Source organism: uncultured Sphaerochaeta sp., from assembly GCF_963676625.2.
In the GTDB taxonomy this organism is placed as follows: Bacteria; Spirochaetota; Spirochaetia; order Sphaerochaetales; family Sphaerochaetaceae; genus Sphaerochaeta.
The window spans coordinates 42888-63413 of sequence record NZ_CAXXYB010000008.1; the positions used below are offsets into that span (position 1 = coordinate 42888).

Annotated in this window: 18 protein-coding genes; 7 read left to right on the plus strand and 11 right to left on the minus strand. The window is 46.5% G+C overall.

What is annotated here, in order from left to right:
• Window positions 1–24 precede the first annotated feature (24 nt).
• Genes aroA through ACHZBG_RS10835 form a run of 4 tightly spaced genes read left to right on the plus strand, consistent with a single transcriptional unit; the run spans window position 25 to window position 4353 of the window.
• Complete coding sequence (gene aroA / locus ACHZBG_RS10820) at window positions 25–1299, plus strand: 3-phosphoshikimate 1-carboxyvinyltransferase (protein ID WP_320129469.1); 1275 nt, start codon at window positions 25–27, stop codon at window positions 1297–1299.
• Window positions 1296–2321 carry a GntG family PLP-dependent aldolase gene (locus ACHZBG_RS10825; RefSeq protein WP_320129470.1) on the plus strand — a complete coding sequence of 342 codons (1026 nt, stop codon included), beginning with the start codon at window positions 1296–1298 and terminating at the stop codon, window positions 2319–2321. The genes aroA and ACHZBG_RS10825 overlap by 4 nt, the downstream gene beginning before the upstream one ends.
• Window positions 2318–3103: an EFR1 family ferrodoxin gene (locus ACHZBG_RS10830; protein ID WP_320129471.1), complete on the plus strand. Its 786-nt coding sequence runs from the start codon at window positions 2318–2320 to the stop codon at window positions 3101–3103. Before ACHZBG_RS10825 ends, ACHZBG_RS10830 begins: the two co-directional genes overlap by 4 nt.
• Window positions 3103–4353, plus strand: coding sequence for an aminotransferase class I/II-fold pyridoxal phosphate-dependent enzyme (locus ACHZBG_RS10835; protein WP_320129472.1), 1251 nt, complete (start codon window positions 3103–3105; stop codon window positions 4351–4353). The genes ACHZBG_RS10830 and ACHZBG_RS10835 overlap by 1 nt, the downstream gene beginning before the upstream one ends.
• A 138-nt stretch (window positions 4354–4491) precedes the next feature.
• Here ACHZBG_RS10835 and ACHZBG_RS10840 read toward each other — a convergent pair whose 3' ends face one another.
• A complete protein-coding gene (locus ACHZBG_RS10840; protein ID WP_320129473.1) occupies window positions 4492–4878 on the minus strand; it encodes a DUF1508 domain-containing protein in 387 nt (128 codons plus the stop codon).
• A gap of 174 nt (window positions 4879–5052) precedes the next feature.
• Between ACHZBG_RS10840 and ACHZBG_RS10845 the strand changes: the two genes are divergently transcribed.
• Window positions 5053–6441 carry an IS3 family transposase gene (locus ACHZBG_RS10845; protein WP_320127752.1) on the plus strand — a complete coding sequence of 463 codons (1389 nt, stop codon included), beginning with the start codon at window positions 5053–5055 and terminating at the stop codon, window positions 6439–6441.
• A 19-nt stretch (window positions 6442–6460) separates the two neighbouring features.
• On the opposite strand, the gene ACHZBG_RS10850 is transcribed toward ACHZBG_RS10845, so the two are convergent.
• The 4 genes from ACHZBG_RS10850 to ACHZBG_RS10865 form a co-directional block, all read right to left on the minus strand.
• Entirely contained in the window at window positions 6461–7309 is an 849-nt protein-coding gene (locus ACHZBG_RS10850) for an NYN domain-containing protein (RefSeq protein WP_320129474.1), read from the minus strand.
• A gap of 181 nt (window positions 7310–7490) precedes the next feature.
• On the minus strand, window positions 7491–8237 hold the full coding sequence (locus ACHZBG_RS10855; protein WP_394699389.1) for an SGNH/GDSL hydrolase family protein: 747 nt from the start codon (window positions 8235–8237) through the stop codon (window positions 7491–7493).
• 284 nt (window positions 8238–8521) lie between these two features.
• Window positions 8522–9199: a fructose-6-phosphate aldolase gene (locus tag ACHZBG_RS10860; protein WP_320129476.1), complete on the minus strand. Its 678-nt coding sequence runs from the start codon at window positions 9197–9199 to the stop codon at window positions 8522–8524.
• Window positions 9200–9269: 70 nt separating this feature from the next.
• Window positions 9270–10388: a substrate-binding domain-containing protein gene (locus ACHZBG_RS10865; protein ID WP_320129477.1), complete on the minus strand. Its 1119-nt coding sequence runs from the start codon at window positions 10386–10388 to the stop codon at window positions 9270–9272.
• 133 nt (window positions 10389–10521) lie between these two features.
• On the opposite strand from ACHZBG_RS10865, the gene ACHZBG_RS10870 reads away from it, so the two are divergent.
• On the plus strand, window positions 10522–11556 hold the full coding sequence (locus ACHZBG_RS10870) for an aldo/keto reductase (protein WP_320129478.1): 1035 nt from the start codon (window positions 10522–10524) through the stop codon (window positions 11554–11556).
• Window positions 11543–12607 carry a zinc-binding dehydrogenase gene (locus tag ACHZBG_RS10875; protein WP_320129479.1) on the plus strand — a complete coding sequence of 355 codons (1065 nt, stop codon included), beginning with the start codon at window positions 11543–11545 and terminating at the stop codon, window positions 12605–12607. Before ACHZBG_RS10870 ends, ACHZBG_RS10875 begins: the two co-directional genes overlap by 14 nt.
• Window positions 12608–12610: 3 nt before the next feature.
• On the opposite strand, the gene ACHZBG_RS10880 is transcribed toward ACHZBG_RS10875, so the two are convergent.
• From ACHZBG_RS10880 to ACHZBG_RS10905, 6 genes are all read right to left on the minus strand, one after another.
• Window positions 12611–13696: a LacI family DNA-binding transcriptional regulator gene (locus ACHZBG_RS10880; RefSeq protein ID WP_320129480.1), complete on the minus strand. Its 1086-nt coding sequence runs from the start codon at window positions 13694–13696 to the stop codon at window positions 12611–12613.
• 67 nt (window positions 13697–13763) lie between these two features.
• Window positions 13764–14756 (minus strand): ABC transporter permease, encoded by a 993-nt coding sequence (locus tag ACHZBG_RS10885; protein ID WP_320129481.1) that lies wholly within the window; start codon window positions 14754–14756, stop codon window positions 13764–13766.
• A gap of 23 nt (window positions 14757–14779) precedes the next feature.
• Entirely contained in the window at window positions 14780–16282 is a 1503-nt protein-coding gene (locus ACHZBG_RS10890) for a sugar ABC transporter ATP-binding protein (protein WP_320129482.1), read from the minus strand.
• Window positions 16283–16384: 102 nt separating this feature from the next.
• Window positions 16385–17464 carry a substrate-binding domain-containing protein gene (locus ACHZBG_RS10895; protein WP_320129483.1) on the minus strand — a complete coding sequence of 360 codons (1080 nt, stop codon included), beginning with the start codon at window positions 17462–17464 and terminating at the stop codon, window positions 16385–16387.
• A gap of 356 nt (window positions 17465–17820) precedes the next feature.
• Complete coding sequence (locus tag ACHZBG_RS10900) at window positions 17821–19245, minus strand: rhamnulokinase family protein (RefSeq protein WP_320129484.1); 1425 nt, start codon at window positions 19243–19245, stop codon at window positions 17821–17823.
• Between the two features lie 10 nt (window positions 19246–19255).
• Window positions 19256–20518: a zinc-binding dehydrogenase gene (locus ACHZBG_RS10905; protein WP_320129485.1), complete on the minus strand. Its 1263-nt coding sequence runs from the start codon at window positions 20516–20518 to the stop codon at window positions 19256–19258.
• Window positions 20519–20526 lie beyond the last annotated feature (8 nt).

Genomic DNA, 20526 nt, shown 5'->3' on the forward strand with positions numbered 1-20526 from the left:
GTCATCTTCGCTATAGTTTTCCCTATGGACAAAACCTTTGTACCCACTCCAGTTGGGGGAACCATCACTATTCCGGGATCAAAAAGCCAAACCATCAGGGCCTTGCTTATAGCCACCCTCAGTGGAGAGACCAGCATCATCCATAATGCACTGGATAGTCAGGATACCCAAAGTTGCATGGATCTTTGCACCCAGTTGGGAGCGGTACTGACCTGGAACGACAACCATGACACTCTCAATTGTAATGCAACCAAGATAAAGAACCTGAAAGGAAGCCATACCTTGGATTGCGGCAACAGCGGGACTACGCTGTATCTTGCCACAGGAATGCTTGCATCCTTGCCAGGAATATTTACCTTCACAGGTGATGGACAGTTGCAAAAGCGCCCCATAGGCCCTTTGCTGGATGCGCTGGAGGCCCTAGGTGCAACGATCGTGCGGAAGAACGGTACTTTCCCACCTTTCTCTATCGAGGGCCCCCTGAGAGGAGGATCTTGCTCAATAGAATGTCCTACCAGCCAATATCTTTCAGGTCTTTTACTTGCCTGTTGTCTATCCAAAGGTGATTGCAACATCAATGTTCCCCTACTTTATGAAAAACCCTATGTAAATTTGACATTGCAATGGATGAACGAGCAAAACCTGTACTATGAAATTTCAGCTGACCTCCAGAAAGCAAAAACCTTTGGCAACCAGCACTTCAAGGGCTTTGAAGCTATGGTTACCGGTGATTTCAGTTCAGCTTCCTTCTTTTTTTGCATGGCGGCCATCGGCAAGACAAAAATTTCGGTCAAGGGACTCAATGCGCAAGATGTGCAGGGAGACAAGAAAATCCTTGATATACTCAGTCAAATGGGATGTACGGTAACCTGGGAAGATACCACGGTTACACTTGAAGGACCACAACAACTCAAAGGTGGCACCTTCGATTTGAATTCCATGCCTGATACCCTACCGATTCTTGCAGTAACTGCCTGCTTCGCACAAGAAGACGTGCATCTTGTCAACGTACCCCAGGCAAGAATCAAAGAAACCGATCGCATCGCGGTCATGCATGAAGAACTTGCAAGACTCGGTGCCCAAATCGAAGAACAGGAAGACGGCATGACCATCAAGGCAGGACATCCCCTTCATGGAGGCACTGTGTACGGACATGACGATCATCGGGTAATCATGGCCTTATCAGCAGCCAGCATCGCACTCAAGGATAGATTACACCTGATTGGCATAGATGCCGCCTCCATTACCTTTCCATCATTTTTCAACCTATTCGATTCCATCAGAGGAGATGTTCTATGAAACTGTTTGACTTGAGAAGTGACACGATTACGAAACCCACACAGGCTATGCGCAAAGCCATGTATGAAGCCGAGGTCGGGGACGATGTATACCGAGAAGACCCAACAACCAATAGACTTGAGCAGATGGGCGCAGAGTTATCAGGAAAAGAACGCTCCCTGTTTGTGTCCTCGGGTTCCATGGGAAATCTCATCAGCCTGTATATCAACGGGGGACGAAGCAATGAAATCCTTGCCGCCGCCAATTCCCATATCATCCAGCATGAAATCGGTTCAGTCGCGGCAATTGCAGGGGCCCTTCCCATAGGCCTGGAGGCACCAAGAGGCATTTTGAACAGCTCCTTGCTGGAAGGTAAAGTAAAACAAGGTGCCTATGATATGGCAACCACAACTCTTGTTGAAGTAGAGAATACCATCGGAGGATTTTGCTATCCCCTGGAGAATCTTGAGGAGATCAAGGATTTTTCCGATAGTCACAACCTTCTTGTCCATATGGATGGAGCAAGGATCTTCAATGCACAGATTGCTACAGGCATCTCTGTAAAGACCTATGCCAAGTATGCAGACACTCTTACCTTCTGCCTCTCCAAGGGCCTTGGCGCCCCTGTAGGTAGCCTTCTTTGCGGGAATAAGACCTTTATCGACAAGGCACTTACCATTCGCAAGATGCTGGGTGGGGGAATTCGCCAAAGCGGAATACTGGCAGCAGCGGGAATATATGCCTTGGAACATCATGTAGACAGGTTGCAAGAGGACCATGCACATGCCAAGGCCATAGCCGCGACCCTGGGAAAAACAGGGTGGGCCCAGGTCGACCTCGAGGGAGTACAGACCAACATCATCTTTTTTACTGTCAAAGGATATACGGCCAAAGATATCGTCAAGCAACTGGAAACCATCGGTATCCTTGCCAACAATGAGGGGAACTTGGTAAGACTGGTTACCAACCTCGATCTCAATGACGAAGATACGGACTCTGTCTGCAAACTTCTATCATCCTTTACCCCAGGAAAGCAATCATGAAGACAACAATCTTTTGTTTTTCAGGAACAGGAAACAGCTATTATGTCGCACAAAAATTAGCTCAGGAACTAGGTGATGCAAAAGTTGTCCTGATGGCTTCAGTAATGGACATTCCTCATCTGGAAATGACTGAACGTGTGGGAATCATCTTCCCCACATATAAAGGTTTTCCTCCCCTCATCGTCAAACAATTCATCGAGAATGTTTTTGCAATGCAGGATTTGCTTCCCATAAAATATTGCTTTCTTATCACGACCAGATACATATTCAACGGTTATAGTTTGACAGCAACCGAACTGATGCTCCAAAAAGCCGGATGCCTTTCCAGTTATTCCACCCAGGTTGTCATGCCTGATGTATACGTACCATTGTTTACCATTCCTGATGAACAAAAAATCAAGGCTCTCTATGCAAAGGCCGATGGAAGGATAGCCTCTATCGCAAGGGATATCACTGATGAAAAATTCAAGTTTTCCCTGAAACCCCTTTTCTCGAAATTCGCCTTTCATCGTATCATGCCGATCATCCATCTTTCTTCCAAGGATACTGCCCGGCAATTTACCGTTTCACAAGCTTGTACTGGTTGTGGGCTCTGCTATCGTATGTGCCCCTCAACCAATATTGTTATGGAAGAGGGAAAACCCACTTTCGGGGACAATTGTCTGGGATGCCTTGGTTGTTATCATCGTTGTCCGACAAGTGCCATCAAATTTACAAAAAAAGTCCATGCCGGTCGTTATCCCAACAAACGATCCGGCTACGATATGGAGTTCAGGAATTAATGAAGTATGATTTCGACAAACCGGTGAATAGAAAAGGTACCCTATCGGTAAAATGGAATGAACAAGCAATACAAAGCATTACGGGAGTCAAGGACGCCGAACCTTTTTGGGTAGCGGATATGGATTTCACTGCTGCGCCTGAAATAATAAATCAGGTAGCGTTGGCCACACAAACAGGTACCTATGGATATCCCCATTTTTCGGGAATCCAGGAGTTGTTTTGTGAATGGGCAAAAAAGCGCCACCATTGGGAAGTACAGCCCCAAGAGGTTGTCATCTGTTTGGGAATGCTGAATAGCATTGCCATGCTTACCGAATTATTGACAGCTCCCGGAGACGGTATCATCGTTCCCCTTCCAGCTTATCAGCCATTTCTCAAGATTGTAAACAACCAGAAAAGGACGCTGCTCCGGTGGCCTTTGGTGTATGACAAAGAGGCCCATACCTTCGCCCTCGATTGGGAGGCCTATGAAACACTTTGCAAGCAAGCCAAGCTTCTCCTTTTCTGCTCCCCCCACAATCCTTCAGGCTTGGAATTTAGTGAAGAAGAACTTGAAAAGCTATGCAGGATAGCAAGGGACAATCAAGTCACGATCATCTGTGATGAAATTCATGGAGACCTTTCCTTTGGTGCTCATCATCCCCTTCTTCCCATAGCCTTGAAAAATGGTTGCCAGGCAATAACCTGCATGGCGCCTTCAAAGACTTTCAACATTGCCGGAGAACATTTTTCAGTGGCGGTCATCGAGAACCAAGAACTCAGGAACAACTTCAAGAGGCGAATGGAACAACTGTTTTTAGGCGAGCCTTCCTTCTTTTCAACAACAGTGGCAACCAATGCCTACCGATATGGATATGATTGGCTTCTGGAACTTCTTTCCTACCTACAAGAAAACATTGAGTTTATGGACACCTATTGCAAACAACATATTCCCCAGCTCCATGTCATCAAGCCACAAGCCTCTTTCATCGGCTTTATTGATTGCAATGAGATTCTCCCCTTGGTCGAATTGGATGCCCAGGCAAACCCCGACCTCTACCAAAGCTCAAGAAGTCCAATGGGAGGTTTGCTTTCCCGATTCTTCGGAATACGTGCAAAAATCGCCGTCAACGATGGAACTTGGTTCGGAGGAGAGGATTATAGAGGATTCATTCGTTTCAACTACGGGACCCAGAGAAAGTCAATCGAAAAAGCCTGGAAAAGAATTGAAGAGGCTGTAGGGTACCTAAAGAATACGTATACAATTTAGTACGGTAAGGTAAAGAAGCTGTTTCAAGATACGTTTGAAACAGCTGATTTCGAGACAACTTCCCTCGATAGGGAAGATGAGCTCGCAATCAGTAAATATTGAGGGCTATACGAAAGAAACATTCATTCCTTGCAGTCATCAGGACTTCAGGGCTGTCTCGTCGATCGTGGCCTTCTTTATTGCACGGCCGATGGCTTCAATACCCTTCAGACAACTGTCCTTGGAGACATATCCTTCCTCTGCCATGGCAATATTGAGCCCATTTAAGGCAAGCAAGCGAAAACGGAACAGTCCACTGGTATCCAGATATACCTCATATTTTGGGAATTTCTGGTCCGGGGTATTCGTCAAGGTCAAATCAGACACTGGAGCCAACGCATTGGTCTTTATTGTCTCGATTCCTTCCCTGCAAGTACGGAGGGTGGAATAGTTCTTGCTGGTGAGCACTGTCACGTAGTTTGCTGCCAGAAGACTGAACCGATAGAAATCCTTCGGGGTCTTTGTAATTACAAATTTTCCGCTCATAGTTCTCTCCTCGTAATATGTAATACCTCAGTATACGAGTATCATTACTACTTATCAATGGAGCATCAAATTCTATTTCTTTGTAATTAAATTATTTATTAAACAACCCCCATCTACCGGTCATGAGTGAACTTTCCCCCGTGAATTGGAGAAATCCAAACATGGGGGATTGTTATGTCAAAGATCAGCAAAAAGACGAAACTCAAGGCCTTGAAGTTATTCAAGCAAGGATGCAAAGGCAAGGCCACCGCAAAGAGACTGGGTCTCAATCCGTCAAGCACCAGGCGGTGGTGCAAGCAATACGAAGGTGGAAACGAGAGCTGGGTGTACTGTACCTACGACCGTAGATACGAGGCCATGAACGAGCAAGTAAAGGAAGGGATTGTCCTCAAGTCGCTGTCCAAGGAAGAAACCAAATCTGGTCTTTGCCGCAAATACGCCTTGTCGATTAGTGTTCTGAATGTATGGATTCGGAACTATACTGAGTACGGGGTCTGCACGAGAAAGAAAGGCAGAAAGAGGAAAGGTGGACACAATGACGGAATTGGAACGGAAGAAGATGGAAGAGCTCGAGAAGCTCGTAAGGCAACAGCAGTCAGAGCTCAAGGGGATGCACGACGGGATTATCTTCTACAGGACGTACTTCCAAATCTGCGAGGCAGAGGAGACGGATCCGTCAAAAAAAAAGTTCTATCAGCAGTTGCTGAGGCACGGAAGCTCGGAGTCCCTGTGACCCGTTCGCTCAAGCTGGCAGGCATCTGCCCGAGCACCTACTATTACTGGGAACAACACAAGGATGATTCGGTCAACAATGATGTCTCCATAGCATCGCACATCAGGCAGATACAAGAAGAGACAAACTGGTCCTACGGGATTCCAAGGATGACGCAGGAACTGAAGGCGAGGTTCGGGTACGTGCAACTGAACCACAAGCGCGTCGAGCGGGTCATGAAGGAACATGCCCTGAACGCGAAGGTCCGCATCCGACGGTTTCCCAAGGGCTACTATCGGATACGGAAAGAAACTGCAAGGGAACTGCCACAAAACATACTGGCCAGGGACTTCTCGGCAGAGGGGCCCATGTGCAAGCTGGTGACCGACATCACGTACCTTCGTGTCGTGGGGGGCTGGTTGTTCCTGGCCGCGGTCAAGGATTTGTACGACAACGGGATCGTGAGTTATGTCATGGAGGAGCACCAGAGCCTCGCCATGGTCATCAAGGCCATCCAGCAACTGGTCGACAAGGGATTCGATCTCCATGGCGTCCTCATCCACTCGGACCGGGGATGGACCTACACGAACAGGGCCTATGTCGACTACCTTAGGGGTCTCGGTGTGGTGCAGAGCATGTCCCGCAGGGGAAACTGTTGGGACAACGCCTGCATCGAGAATTTCTTCGGCCTCATGAAGTGTGAGACCATCTACCAGAACAGAAAGAGACTGCTAACCAAGGAAGAGATGGAACAGCTGGTAAGGGAATACATCGCTTGGTACAATGACAAGCGAATACAAAAAAAACTAGGCTACCGGTCTCCGGTGCAATACCGTCAATCAGTAGCCTAGCTCTCAGAACTCTCCAACTCTATGGGGAAAGTTCAGAGAGAGGAGCATTGTCCTTACGTTTGTAGGCCACGATGGTAACCGTTCCCTTTCCCGAAAAGCGCCTGATCTCATAGATAGATGAAAGACTCTTGATAAGATCAGGAAGTTTTATGAATCCATAGGTTCGGGGATCAAAATCAGGCATAGACCGCTTGATGTACGTTCCTGCTGACGAAACATTGGTCCAACCATCTTCATTTCCATAGTTTTCCGCAGCAATATCAAGCAATTCGATGACTCCGTCGAGTGAAGAGGTATCAGCTTCAACTGTCTCAACAATTACCGGTTCTTTTATAACTTCCGGGATTCTTTCCTTGATATTGGGTTTGGCGTTGACTGTCTTCTTATGGGAAGTATCTCTTTTTCGCTCCGCCTTATGCACTTCTTTATCCAGATTCTCTACCAGAATAAAATCATCGCAGGCATTACGGAAAGACATCGGAGTCTTTGCTTCCCCTACCCCAAATACAAATTTTTCAGATTCCCTCAGTCTTGAGGCAAGTTTGGTAAAATCACAATCGCTGGATACCAGGACAAAGGAATCATATTTATCAGTGTACAATAGATCCATGGCATCGATGATCATCGAAGCATCGGTGGAATTCTTTCCTGTCGTATAGGCAAATTGCTGGATAGGCTGGATGGAATAATCATTGAGTGAATCCTTCCAGTTCTTGAGATTCGGACTGGACCAATCCCCATAGGCACGTTTTGTTATGATACGTCCATGAGTCGAAATCTCCGACAGTACTGCCTTGATTTTCGAATATTGGGCGTTATCAGCATCAATCAATACGGCAATTCTCTTCTGCCCATCAATATCCTTCATATCTTGCCTCCAAGCAAACAGAAATCCTCACAGCCTCAATAATACCCTATAGTTGCCATTTAATCTGTTTTATTATCTCTTTCATTGTCGCACCCAGTTTTCACCTGTCAAGAGAAAAGGATTTTAGAAAAACTTGGAAGGGTTGCAGGACAACGATATGGATACGAACAGCCCTATTTCTTCAGATCCGCAATACAGGCTTCAGCAAGGGTACAAGATGCTCTGACAGATAACGGAAACCCTCCACGTTGGGATGCAGAAAGCCATCAGTATAATAGCCTCTCTTATGAGGGGAAACCGAAAGCCCATCAATGACCTTTACCTGTACATAGGTTTCCGCCTCCTGGGCAATCAAGTCAGAAAGCTCGGCAAAGGAACCACAAGGTTTTAGTTCATCAAGATCTGACCGCCAAATAGGGGTCATTGTAAAAATCGGAATACTGGGAAAAAGTGTCGTAAGTCGGGAATAAAAGGAGGCAATCCGTCTTTCCAAGGAAGGCAAGTCGGGAGAAAAATTCCAGTCATTCGTACCCAATTCAACCAAGATACAGTCAAAGAGGCCTAGCTCTTCCATTCCATCCAGAATCGAAGGATCATAACCAAAGCCACAGATCCCTTGGTTGACGATCTCCACGCCCAGATGCTCGCAAAGCAGTGGTACAAGACCAAAGGCCGGACGTTTTGCCATAAAACCTTGCATGATGGAATCCCCAAGACAGAGAATTTTTCCTGAAGGTTTTTTGATCGGTAGCATATCCTGGTCACAGGAAAAATCCTTGATACCAACCTGATGGCACATTGGAAAGAAGAACTTCACCAAGACCTGTTTCTTTTCAGGATTATCCCAACATGCCCTCAACATTCCTTTCTTGATGGGAAGGGGGGCCAGAAATTTGCCATCCACCGAAATATCGAAAGAATCTGACATGTCGAAGGGTCTTCCATACTCTTTCAAGGCTATATTTTGCCCAAGAGGTCTAGAACCCCCTAGAGAACTTGGACTGTATCGTCTACAGGTAAACCCTATATTTGAACCAGTTGTGAAAAACGTCAGGCAACACCCTGCGGAAGACCGTGCCATCATATAAAAAAGATGAGAATTTACAACTGAATCAAGTTGCCTTGTGGTAAACCGACGAGGCCAGGAAAAACCTTCCTCGTCGAGCATTACCTGGACTGTATTACTGAAAAAAGGATCCAGGGAAGCTGGCATCACATATCCAGAATCGTCTTGTCCCCATAGATTACCTGCCAATTCGTGTGAAAATCATTGACAGCCTGGGTAATGGACGGCATGCATAGACCCATGGTCAAAAGGTCGAGAGGTACAGTACAGCAACTTGCGCCATTGGCATAGGCTGTGGTTATTTCGCTGATATTCTTGAAACTTGCAGCCAGGACCTGGCAATTTCCTGCATTGGCCCAAAGAAGACTACTAAGTTCCTTGATGACTCTTGCGGCATCAATATCGATATTGAGCATCCTGTTGTAATATACTGCCAGATAGCGAGCGCCACTCAACATTGCAAGAATTCCTTGCATGGTAGTATAAACTGCCGTAGCAGTTACATTCACTCCGTCCTTGGAAAGAATCTTGATGGCACGCAAACCTTCCTCGGTAACAGGTATCTTTATGAAGGTCTCTTCACCCAGGATTGACCTGATTTTATCCGATTCCTTGATAATCGTATCGCAATCCTGTCCAACCACTTGTACATGGAGACTTCTCTCCTTTCCAATGATTCCCCTGATTTTTTTCAGATGCTCGAAGAAATCGACCTTTCCTTCTGCTTTTATAATTGAAGGATTAGTCGTTACCCCAGTTACGGGATACGTCGTAATTCCCTTTGCGATATCTTTGAGATTTGCAGTATCAAGCATTAGTTCCATTGCATTGCTCCTTGGCCTTATCATGTCACAATCGAGTTCTTTCCTCAAGCAGACCCAGCCTACAACAAGGTCAAAGTTTCATCCGATTTCTCCATGCCTGGGGAGTCGTTCCATATTGGCGACGAAACAAGGCAAAGAACCGTTGAGTGGAACCAAAGCCACACTCCTCAGCTATCTGTTGGACAGGAATATTGCTTTTTTGCAATGTTTTGCAAGCCAGGGCAAGCCGTTCTTGGGAAATCTCTTCAAGGATGGTTCTTCCCCTTGCCCGTTTAAACCGTGATTCCAAGGTTCTTCTGCAAACACTTGAATGCGCAACTACATCAGAAGCACAGATTCCGGAGGATACCTTCGACCGAATCATTTTCAAGGCCTCGGCCACCACACTATCTGATTCAAGGACCAAAGAGGTACTCTCTCGTTCCGATACCGGACCGGAAGCTATACGTTGAATACGGATCTCATCCTTTTTTCCCTCCAGAAGGGAGTCGATCATCTCCGCTGCCTTGAAGCCAATCATTTCACAGTTGGGAGGAATACTGGAAAGAGACGGACTTGCCAATTCGCAGAGAAGCTTTTCATCATCCACCCCAAGGACAGTCACCTCGGAAGGTATTGCCAAACCCAAGTGCTGACAAGCCAACTCCAATTTCATGGCTACAAGGTCATTGCTACAAAAAATGGAAATCGGTTTCTGCAAGGCAAACAACCAGGCATCCAACTCCGTGGAAGGTTCATAGATTTTCCTCCACCAATGCAGGGAACGAGAAAAGGCTGGAAGCTTTTGGAAATTCCAGCCTATGGCAGCCAAAAAGCCCAGCATACGTTCTCGTGACCAGTGTACATCATCGACGCCACACCAACCATATCGTACCGTTCCCAATCCTTTGAGGTATTTACCCGCCGTTATTCCCGTGGCATAATCATCGTTGCGAACAGTGCTGAATAATTTTGAGGAACAGGCACCGGCGATATCCACCACAGGAATGCCCAGATTGGAACAAAACAACGCCTCATCCTCACCCTCGATACGGGCAATGAGAGCATCGCAACGTTTCAAGCCATCAACATCAAGGGGGAAAAACCATTGGCCCTGTCCTCGCAATTGCCAAGATAGTTTACTCTTGGCGTAACGGACAACACCATTGGCCACAGCCATGTCATACCCATCCTGAAATCTAAGCTTCAAACCGATTTGCAACATGCATTCATCATACCATGCCTTGCTTATCTGCGCAAAACAATAGTAATAATACGCACATCAAGCATTGCGCCAACAAAAAAGGAAGAGTACCCTATGTATATAAAGAAGGAGAATTGCCATGCAGGTACCAACCATGAGTATCAAGGCAACCGGAGCAAGGATACCCGCCATAGGGATCGGAACCTTCGGAAGCGATCATGTCAGCAACGAAGAGATGGCTCAGGCAGTCCATACTTCCTTGAGCCTTGGATACAGGAATATTGACTGTGCCAGTGTATATGGGAATGAAAAGGAAATAGGGAAAGTCCTGGAGACCTTTCCGGTAAAACGGGAAGAACTCTGGATAACCAGCAAACTCTGGAATGATATGCACGGGAAAGGAAACGTCCTGGCATCCTGTAAAAAAAGTTTATCAGACCTTGGGGTGGACTACCTGGACCTGTATTTGGTTCATTGGCCCTTCCCCAATTTTCATCCACCTAAATGTGACGTGACGAGCAGAAGCGACAATGCCCGCCCCTATATCCATGAGGAGTTCATGGAAACCTGGAGGGAAATGGAGACCTTGGTTGACCTTGGCTTGGTAAAACATATCGGGACCAGCAATATGACCAAGGCTAAGTTGACCTTGCTCTTACGCGATTGCAGGATTCGACCTTCCTTTCAGGAAATGGAACTCCATCCCTGCTTCCAACAACAGGAATTCCTTTCCTATGTGAAGGAACAAGAGATCATTCCCATCGGATTCTGTCCCTTGGGTTCCCCGAACAGACCTGCAAGGGACATGACCGAGGGAGATGCCATCGATATGGCTCATCCTATTATCGTAGAAATTGCACAGAAGCATAATTGCCATCCTGCCTCCATATGCCTCAAATGGGCACATGCAAACGGGATCATTCCCATTCCCCAGTCAACCAAGGAGAGAAACCTGTTGAGCAATCTGCAAAGCATTTCCTCCGATCCTCTTTCCAATGAAGAATTGGAACAACTCAAACATATCGATTGCAATAGCCGTCTGGTCAAGGGCCAGGTCTTTCTTTGGAAGGAAGCAAAGGACTGGACTGACCTTTGGGATCTGGACGGAACCATTGCTTGCCCACAGTCATACAGGAACCAACCATCAAAGGAGGAATTCGATGGAAAAAAATAAGATGCTAGGGGCCACACTCCCGGGAAACAGCATGGTTTCCCTACAGGAATATGCTATTCCTACCCCAGGCTACGGTCAGGTATTGGTGAAAACCAAATGCACAACCATTTGTGGCAGCGATATCCGGTGCATCTATCGCGAACACCTCGGCAAAGGCCCTGAAGGATACCAAGATGTCATTGCCGGCCATGAGCCCTGCGGACAGATCATAGCTGAAGGACCGGGACTCAAGCGCTTCAAGAAAGGAGATCGTGTCATCGTATACCATATCAGCGGTTGCGGCGTATGCCATGAATGCCGTCAGGGCTTCATGATCAGTTGCACCTCCCCCAAGCGAGCTGCCTATGGGTGGCAACGTGATGGTGGTATGGCAGATTACATGCTCTGTGACGAGAAAGACCTCGTAGAGCTTCCTGATGAACTCACCTATGCCGATGGTGCGCAAGTAGCTTGTGGATTCGGAACCGTATATGAGGCTATCGAGAAAGTCGGAGTTAGCGGAAATGATGCGGTCCTGGTCGTAGGACTCGGGCCTGTAGGACTTGCTTGCCTTATGCTTTGCAAGGCTATGGGAGCCAGTATGCTTATTGGCATCGAAAGCCAGCCGACTCGTATTGAACTGGCAAAGAAACTTGGTCTTGCCGATTATGTCTTTACCCCTGGGGAAGACAATGTCAGACAGGTCAAGGAAGTTACCGGTGGACATGGAGTAGAAAAAGCCTTCGATTGCAGCGCAAATGACAATGGCAGGGCAACAGCTGTTCGAGCAACCAGGAAATGGGGAAAAATTGCCTTTGTCGGAGAAGGTGGGACCGTGCACTTCAATCCGAGCCCGGACATGCTCCATGACCAGAAAACCATCTATGGAAGCTGGGTGACCAGTATCTGGAAAATGGAAGATTTGGTTGAACGCTTGGTTCGATGGAATATCCATCCAGAAGATCTTATAACCCATCGATTCCCTCTCACCAAGGCAGATGAAGCCTACTCTCTCATGGCAAGCGGGGCTTGCGGAAAGGTTGCAGTCTGTTTTGATGAAGAATTGAAATAGGAATCAACTAAAGATCTTGTCGATTCTTGGAGTGGTACCGTGACTGGTGGCAATGCATTTTTCATCGGTTACGATACCACCATTGGTCTTGAGGACCCTGATGGTGGGTTCAATAACCACCTTGCAGGGATACCCCGAATGATCTCCCTTGATACGCTTGAGTAAAAGCTGGGCCGTCACTTCCCCGATCTCTTCCAGGGGTTGGGCTACTGCATAATGGCAGAATTTCAACAAGGGTGCATAATACAGATAGTCAAACGCCGAGAACGCCATCTTATCTTGAATTTCTTCACTGCATTCAGATAGAAGATAACTGGTAGCCCCGATATGGACCATATCATTTACAATAAAAAAAGCCTCCGGACAATTTTCCCTTTGCAAGGCAGTTGCCATGAGGGAATAGCCTGCCTGTTGGGTCATACCACCCAATAAAATGAAATCAGGTTCTGATTCAAGGCCAAATTCTTTTAGCGCATCCAAGTATCCATGAAGTCGCTCAACGGAAGTATGGACATGTTTGTCCCCTCCCAGAAAACCAATACGTGTATAGCCTTCCCGAATCAAGGAGCAAGTCACGTTATATGCTCCCTGATAGTTATCGGTAAGGACCACATCACATTCAAGTCCAAGTATCTGTCGGTCAACCATGACCAGGGGAGTAGAGGTAAAGGCAGAACCAGTAAAATGATCCCCGACATCACTGGCAGGGATTATGACCAAGGCATCCACGTTTCTTTCAAGCAAGAGGGAAAGTTTTCGTTTTTCTTCCTCAACGGAATTCTGGGAGGAACAAAACAGCAACGCATATCCCAAAGGGCCAAGCAGCATTTCAAGCTGTTCTACGATTTCCGAGAAAAAGGTATTTGAGAGTTCAGGAGCTATGAGCCCTATGCTCTTGGTCCGTTTCATTTTCAAGGAACGGGCAACAGCATTGCGTTGATATTGAAGAGTCCCCACTGCAGCAAGCACCCTTTGTTCAGTATCAGGATTGACTACACCCAATTTATTGAGGACCCTGCTGACAGTTGCTATAGAGACTCCTGCTAGCTTTGCTACATCCTTGATCGTCGCTTGTTCTTTCCTTTCCATACACTACAACCTTTTGGCAACGTTAGGGGCCTCTAGCCTATATACTGTTCCTCCACGATTTGGTCAACTAGCCTCTCCTGGCATATTTCTTCATATCAAAATAAACAGCGGCTATAATGATGAAACCCTTTACCAATTGCTGATAATAACTGTCTACTCCCAAGAAGGACATTCCATAGTTGATCAAGCCCATGGTAAAGACACCGATCATCATTCCACCGACGGAACCGACACCACCATTCTGGGAAACACCGCCGACAGTGACCGCCGCGATGGCATCAAGTTCCATTCCGTTTGCAGTCAATGAGTTTGCAAGGCCAAGTCTCGAGGCAAGCAACGTACCGGCAATACCATACAGGATTCCTGCATAAAAATAAACCATCATCAAGTCTCGTTCAACGTTGATACCAGAAACTCTGGCAGCCTGGGAATTTCCGCCAATTGCATAGAAATGCGTACCCTGTCTGGTATGCTTGAGCATAACCCATACGATGAAGGCAGCTATGACAACATAGATGATGAGATTTGGAATCGGTCCGACATTACCTTGGCTGATACTCTTGAAATTCTGGTTCAGGGAACCGACAACGGCAGCCCTGGTATAAATAAGTTGCAAGCCTTTTGCTATGGACATCGAGCCCAAGGTTGCAATGAAGGGAGGAAGCTTTCCGTAGGCTACCAACCAACCATTGAACAAACCAAAAAGTCCGCCGGCAACCAGAGCCGCAAGAACGGGAACAAACAACGGAAACGTCTGTCCTGCATAAATGGCTGAGGAATAATCGGGATTCTGTGCAAAGGAAGCGGCAACAGAAGCAGTGAGACATACAACATAACCAATGGAAAGGTCTATTCCCTTGGTTATGATAATCATGCCAACCCCAAGGGCTGCAAAGGAACGCACAGATTCGGCAATCAACAAGTTCCTGACACTATTCCATTTCAGGGCAGCCCCTTTGGTAAGGATCGACAGCACCAAAAGCAGTGCGACAAACGTAAACCAGGTCGTATATTGGCTAACTACTTTTTTGGTAGCACCCAGAGCTTTTTTTGAATCCATGTTTTTCCTATCTCCCTTCTTTCTTACATGAACTGAGTTGCCAGCCGCATAATACTTTCCTGCGTACTGTCGCATTTATTCAATGTCCCCGTATGTCGTCCGGCACAAAGGACCATAATCCTGTCAGACATTCCTATGAGTTCAGGCATCTCGGAGGAAACCATGATGATTGCTTTCCCTTCCTCTACCAGTTGGCTCATAATCGTATAAATCTCATACTTTGCACCGACATCGATGCCTCTGGTCGGTTCATCCATAATCAAAATATCGGGTAATGTCATCAGCCATCGGCTGATAATGACCTTCTGCTGGTTCCCTCCCGAAAGATTCTGTATCAAGGTTTCCATTGTAGGAGTCTTGGTCCTGAGGGCCTCATTGTATTGCACTGCTGCCTTGTTCATTTCTCGATGGTCGAGCAAATGAAGTTTCGTAAGAAAAGAACCAAGGGAAGCAATGGAAGTATTTGTGGAGATATCCATGAGAGGGAAAATGCCACTGCCCCTTCGATCCTCGGTAATCATCCCAAGACCATTTTCAATAGCCAATTTTGGGGTAATATGCAAAAGCTCATTTCCATGAACGGTAATCTTTCCTTCTGCTATGCCCCTAACCCCGAACAGAGCTTCCATCAGCTCAGTACGCTGGGCTCCGACAAGACCACCGATTCCCAGAATTTCACCTTTATGCAACTCAAAGGAAATATTTTTGAACGAACGCGGATTGTGGGCAGTGAGATTTTCGACCTTGAGACAAACATTCCCGATGGAATTCTTTCTCTCGGGAAATCGAAGTTTGGCATCCCGACCAACCATAAGGGAGATTAATTTCCCTTCATTGATATCCTTGACATCGTAGGTTCCGATCATCTTCCCATCGCGCATGACACTTACTTCATCCGCAATGGTGAAAATCTCATCCATCTTATGGGAGATGTAGATTATTGAAACCCCCTGCTCTCTCAATTGCCTGATGATCTTGAACAATCGATCGACTTCATTATCGGTGAGTGAACTGGTAGGCTCATCCATGACCACGACCGAGGAGTTATAGGAAACAGCTTTCGCGATTTCACAAGTCTGTTGGGTGGAAATTGAAAGGGAACCTATTCTTTGTGTTGGATCTATCTGGATCTCGAGACGTTTCAGCAAAGCCTCGGTATCGTTATTCATTTTTTTATGATCGATCAAGTGGCTTTTTTTCAAGGGTTCGCGACCCAGCCAAATATTTTCGGCTACCGAGCGCTCAGGGACATTTGATAATTCCTGATGAATCATCGAAACTCCATTTTGCAATGCATCGTGGGAATCCTGGAAGTGGCATTCCTTTCCATTGAGAATTATCGTTCCGTGATCTTCTCTGTAAATTCCGAACAAACACTTCATCAACGTTGATTTGCCCGCTCCATTTTCTCCCATCAGGGCATGTACTGTTCCTGGTCTTACCCTGAAGGTGACCTCATCAAGGGCACGTACACCAGGAAATACCTTGGTAATTTCTATCATTTCCAGGGCAAATGTATTATCCATGTATTTTCCTCTTTCCGAACTATAATTGCATTTCCGCCAGAGACCGGCGTTTCTAAAGGATGACCCCTGCCAGTAAAGACCAGCAGGAGTCTGAAATATGATTTACATCAATTCCTTGTAATTAGCTTTCGTTACCGGCTTGAAAGGTACAAGATAGCACTGACCGATTACTGCTGCATCATTTGCAGGAGCTTCGGAAATTACTGTAGAAGCAGGCTTGATTCCCCAAGCGGTCATACCGTAAGCGGTTCCCTTGGTAGCCATAGCATAAGCAAGTTCAAAGGCAGTGGAGGACTGTCCAACTGAATCCTGCAATACTGTTGCATACAATTTGTTCTGATCCATTGAGTTGAGAGCATCGGCAGTAGCATCGATACCAAGAACAGGAACCGTAAGGATAGTTCCATCGGAAGCATCTTTCTTGGTAAGACCATTGGTAATCAAGGATTCGACTGCACCAAGGGCCATTCCGTCATTCTGTGCAACGACGAGATTGAATTTGCCACTATGAGCTGCAAGCCAGGTATCCATCTTTTCCTGGGCCTTGTCAGGGGACCAGTCAGCGGTATCCTTGGCAACAAAATTTACTTTATAACCAAGTTTGGTGAGTTCATCGACGAATCCGGCTTCTCTGCTGATCTGGGCAGGATGTCCAAGCTGGCCTTCGAGATACAAGGTATTGAGAACTTTTCCGGGAGCCTTGTCAGGATACTTGGAGAAGTATTCATCAACAATCTGTGCCTGATACTGACCTGCAACCAATTCAGGGGAGGAGGCAAGGTAGAAATCCTTACCGACTTTCAAGGCAGCCACGGAAGGCTGGATGTTAGAGAAAGCAGCACCACCGCCTGCAGCCTTGATCTGCTGGGCCATTTGTTCGGTTACACTGGTATCCTGTGGGATGATTACGAAATATTTATACCCCTGGGTAATAAGAGTATTGAGCTGATCAAGCTGACGAGCTACATCACCCTGTCCATCCTGAAGATTCAATTCAATGCCTTTCTCTGCTGCAAGTTTTTTCAAATTGTCAGCATAGTCTTTGACAAACTGTTCGTTGAGATTACGAATGAGAGCACCAATTTTCACAGTGCCGCCCTTTGCTGGTTCCGAGGAACCTTGGGCAAATACACTTGTGCAGGCTATTGCCAGCACCAGTAAGATAGCCAACATCTTTTTCATCTAAAACTCCTTTTTGTACCAGGGCTAAGCCCCCTGGCGGGCTAATTTCCAAATAGTAATTTGATTCTTCTCTCCCCTCCTGGATTGAAAAATCCTTTTGAAACTTAGCGTATATGTAAATCTTTGCATCTCGATTTTGATTTGTCAACAAAAAAATGTAAACGTTTACAAAAGTCGATTATTTCACTAGGAATCCTCCATTCAATTAAATTTAGTTTTATAAAAATGACGAAAAACAATACCCTATTATTGCATATATAGGGTATTTTTATTGGTATATTCTAGTTTTTAAGCCATCATATATACTTTGTACTCAAGATAAACGGCATGCATAAAACCATTGTCCAGACACTAAATCAAGGGTGAAAGCATTTCACTTTTTGTTCCACGCGAAGAGCTTTTCTTCCCGCTGACAAAGAATCGAGTTCCCCCACCGCCAACATCTGCACAACGATATTTCCCAATGCAGTAGCTTCGACAGGTCCGGCATATACCTGCAAACCGGTTTCCGTGGCGGTCCATTGGTCAAGAATCGTATTCTTGCAACCACCTCCGATGATGTAGAGGGAAGTAACTGGCAACCCAGTTATTTCTACCAACTGCTTCACCGAAATTGCATATGCCTTGGCAAGCCCCCGATAGATGGCAACCATGTATTCTCCTTTTGAGGAGGGTTTTTGCATATCATGTTCCTCGCACCAGGTGTCGATTCTATCCACCATCAAATTTCCATACCCATTGGGTTTGAGGAACCTGTTGTCTGTCGGGTCGATAAAACCACTATACGCTTGACAGAGGAGAGTCTGCTCATCCAACTCCTTCCAAGAGATAGTTTCCCCTTGGTTTTCCCAATGACGGACACATTCCTGCTGAATCCACATACCCATGATGTTCTTGAGAAACCTGACCTTCCCGTTTGAAGCTATTTCATTGGTAAAGCCATTTTCCAAGGCTTGTTTGCTTACAATCGGTTTCTCCAACTCGACCCCCAACAAGGACCAGGTACCACTGGAGATGTAAAGGGGTACTTCACCTTCAACAACAGGTACGGCAGAAACAGCCGAGGCAGTATCATGGGCAGCCGAGGCTATGACCATTACCTCCTTGCCAGCCTTGAGCTCATATCGCACAGACTCAACAAGAGGCCCCAAAACAGTACCGCTATCCACGATCTCCCCAAAAAGCTCCCGGGGGAATTGCATTTCATCAATGAGATCCCAGGCCCAGGTCTTGGTAAAAGGATTATATAACTGGGTCGTGGAGGCATGGGTCCTTTCGTTCTTCATGACTCCCGTCAACCAATAAGCCAGGAGATCAGGCACGGAAAGATAATGTTTTGCAACCTTGAATACCTCATTTCTGTCCCGTTGCATGGCAGCAAGCTGGTACAGTGTATTGAAAGGTTGGAAGGCTATACCCGTCTCGGCAAAGACCCTTTCCTTGCCACCAAGTCTTTCGGAAACAATGTCGATGAGTCCATCGGTCCTTGCATCGCGATAATGGTAGCAAAGGGAGACCAAAGAACCATTGGAATCGAATAGGCCATAGTCGACTCCCCAGGTATCGATGCCTATGGAACCGATTTTATCACCATACAAGGAGAAAGCTTTTTTCAACCCAAGCTTTATCTCTGCAAACAACCCGATGAGATTCCAATGAAGTTCACCGAGAATAACCTCGTTCTGGGTAACAAAGCGATGGACCACGGTACATTCCTGCAAGTCACCTACAATGACTCTTCCGTTGGAAGCGCCGAGGTCAATGGCAATATGCTTCTTCATCTGATCTCCCCTAGATTCCCTTGACTTGTGAAAGCAAATATTGCTCGGCTTCCGCATTCCAGAGACCATTATGCTTCTTGACCAGTACATCCAATTCCTTATAGAGAGGATTGGTCTTTCCTACCTCGGCAAAATCAGCAATGGCAACCAAGGGAAGATCCAGATGCGTATAGATCAATTTCTTGCCGCCAGGAATGGAAGGAAGGTTGATGACCGACTGAGGAACTGCATCCAAGCCTCCGACATGGGTAATCATAGCTGAAGGATTAAGAATTCCTTTCTCCATCTTCGAAAGTGATTCCCTCATGTCCTCGGTATTCCCGCCACTGGTTCCCACGATATGGTGCGAGGCATAATGGACATCATAAAAATTCATGGTTGCAGAAAAATCACTCTTATTGGGGCCTGCAAAGAAATTCAGGCACCCATCGTTTGCCAAGATGGCATCAGCTTGCTCAACGAGGGGTTTCACAGGGGCCATGACCAAGACATCATCATATCCCCTTCCTCCGGAAATCTCCTTCAAAGTGGCAACCGGATCAGCAAGATTTTTTGTGTTGAGGTAAATCAAGGTAACCCCATTCTTTTTGGCATCTTCTACTGTGAAAAGTTGCGCAGCACGGGCAAGACGGGCATCGTCGATATCGGTTACCACCACAAGGGCGGGCTTTCGTTCACAGTGCAGGGCATAGTCGATGGAACCCAGTCCCATGGGTCCGACTCCTGCGATGATGGCAAGATTCCCGCCTTCTACAATGCCCATCTCATGGACATACGAACCTGATTTCGTATGGTACATGGCATGGAAGGTCCCGACGATGCAAGAAACCGGTTCTGCAAGGCTTCCAAGGAAGAAAGCATCTCCCTCATAGGGAAGCAGACAATTGAGCTCCATGACTTGGTGAGGGATCACGATATAGGTCGAATCGCCTCCGACATAACGAAAGGAATAGCCAGGGGCATCAAGGGTCCCCTTGTAATTAAGGGCGGGTTGAATTGAGAAACGACTTCCCTTTTTAAAGGAATCTGCCCATTTTTTCCCTACTTCCACAATTTCTCCACAAAATTCATGCCCCAGGATAATGGGATTGAGAGCCACATCATCAGGTACCCGTTTATGGGAGGCTCCTTGCTCAGCGGCCTTATGGTCACTCATGCAAATACTGTTGGTAACCACTTTTGCCAGAATTTCATCTTCCTGTATCGAGGGAAGCTCAAATTCCTCAACCCGTAGATCATTTACACCATATAGACGCACGGCACGTGTTTTCATAAGTTCCT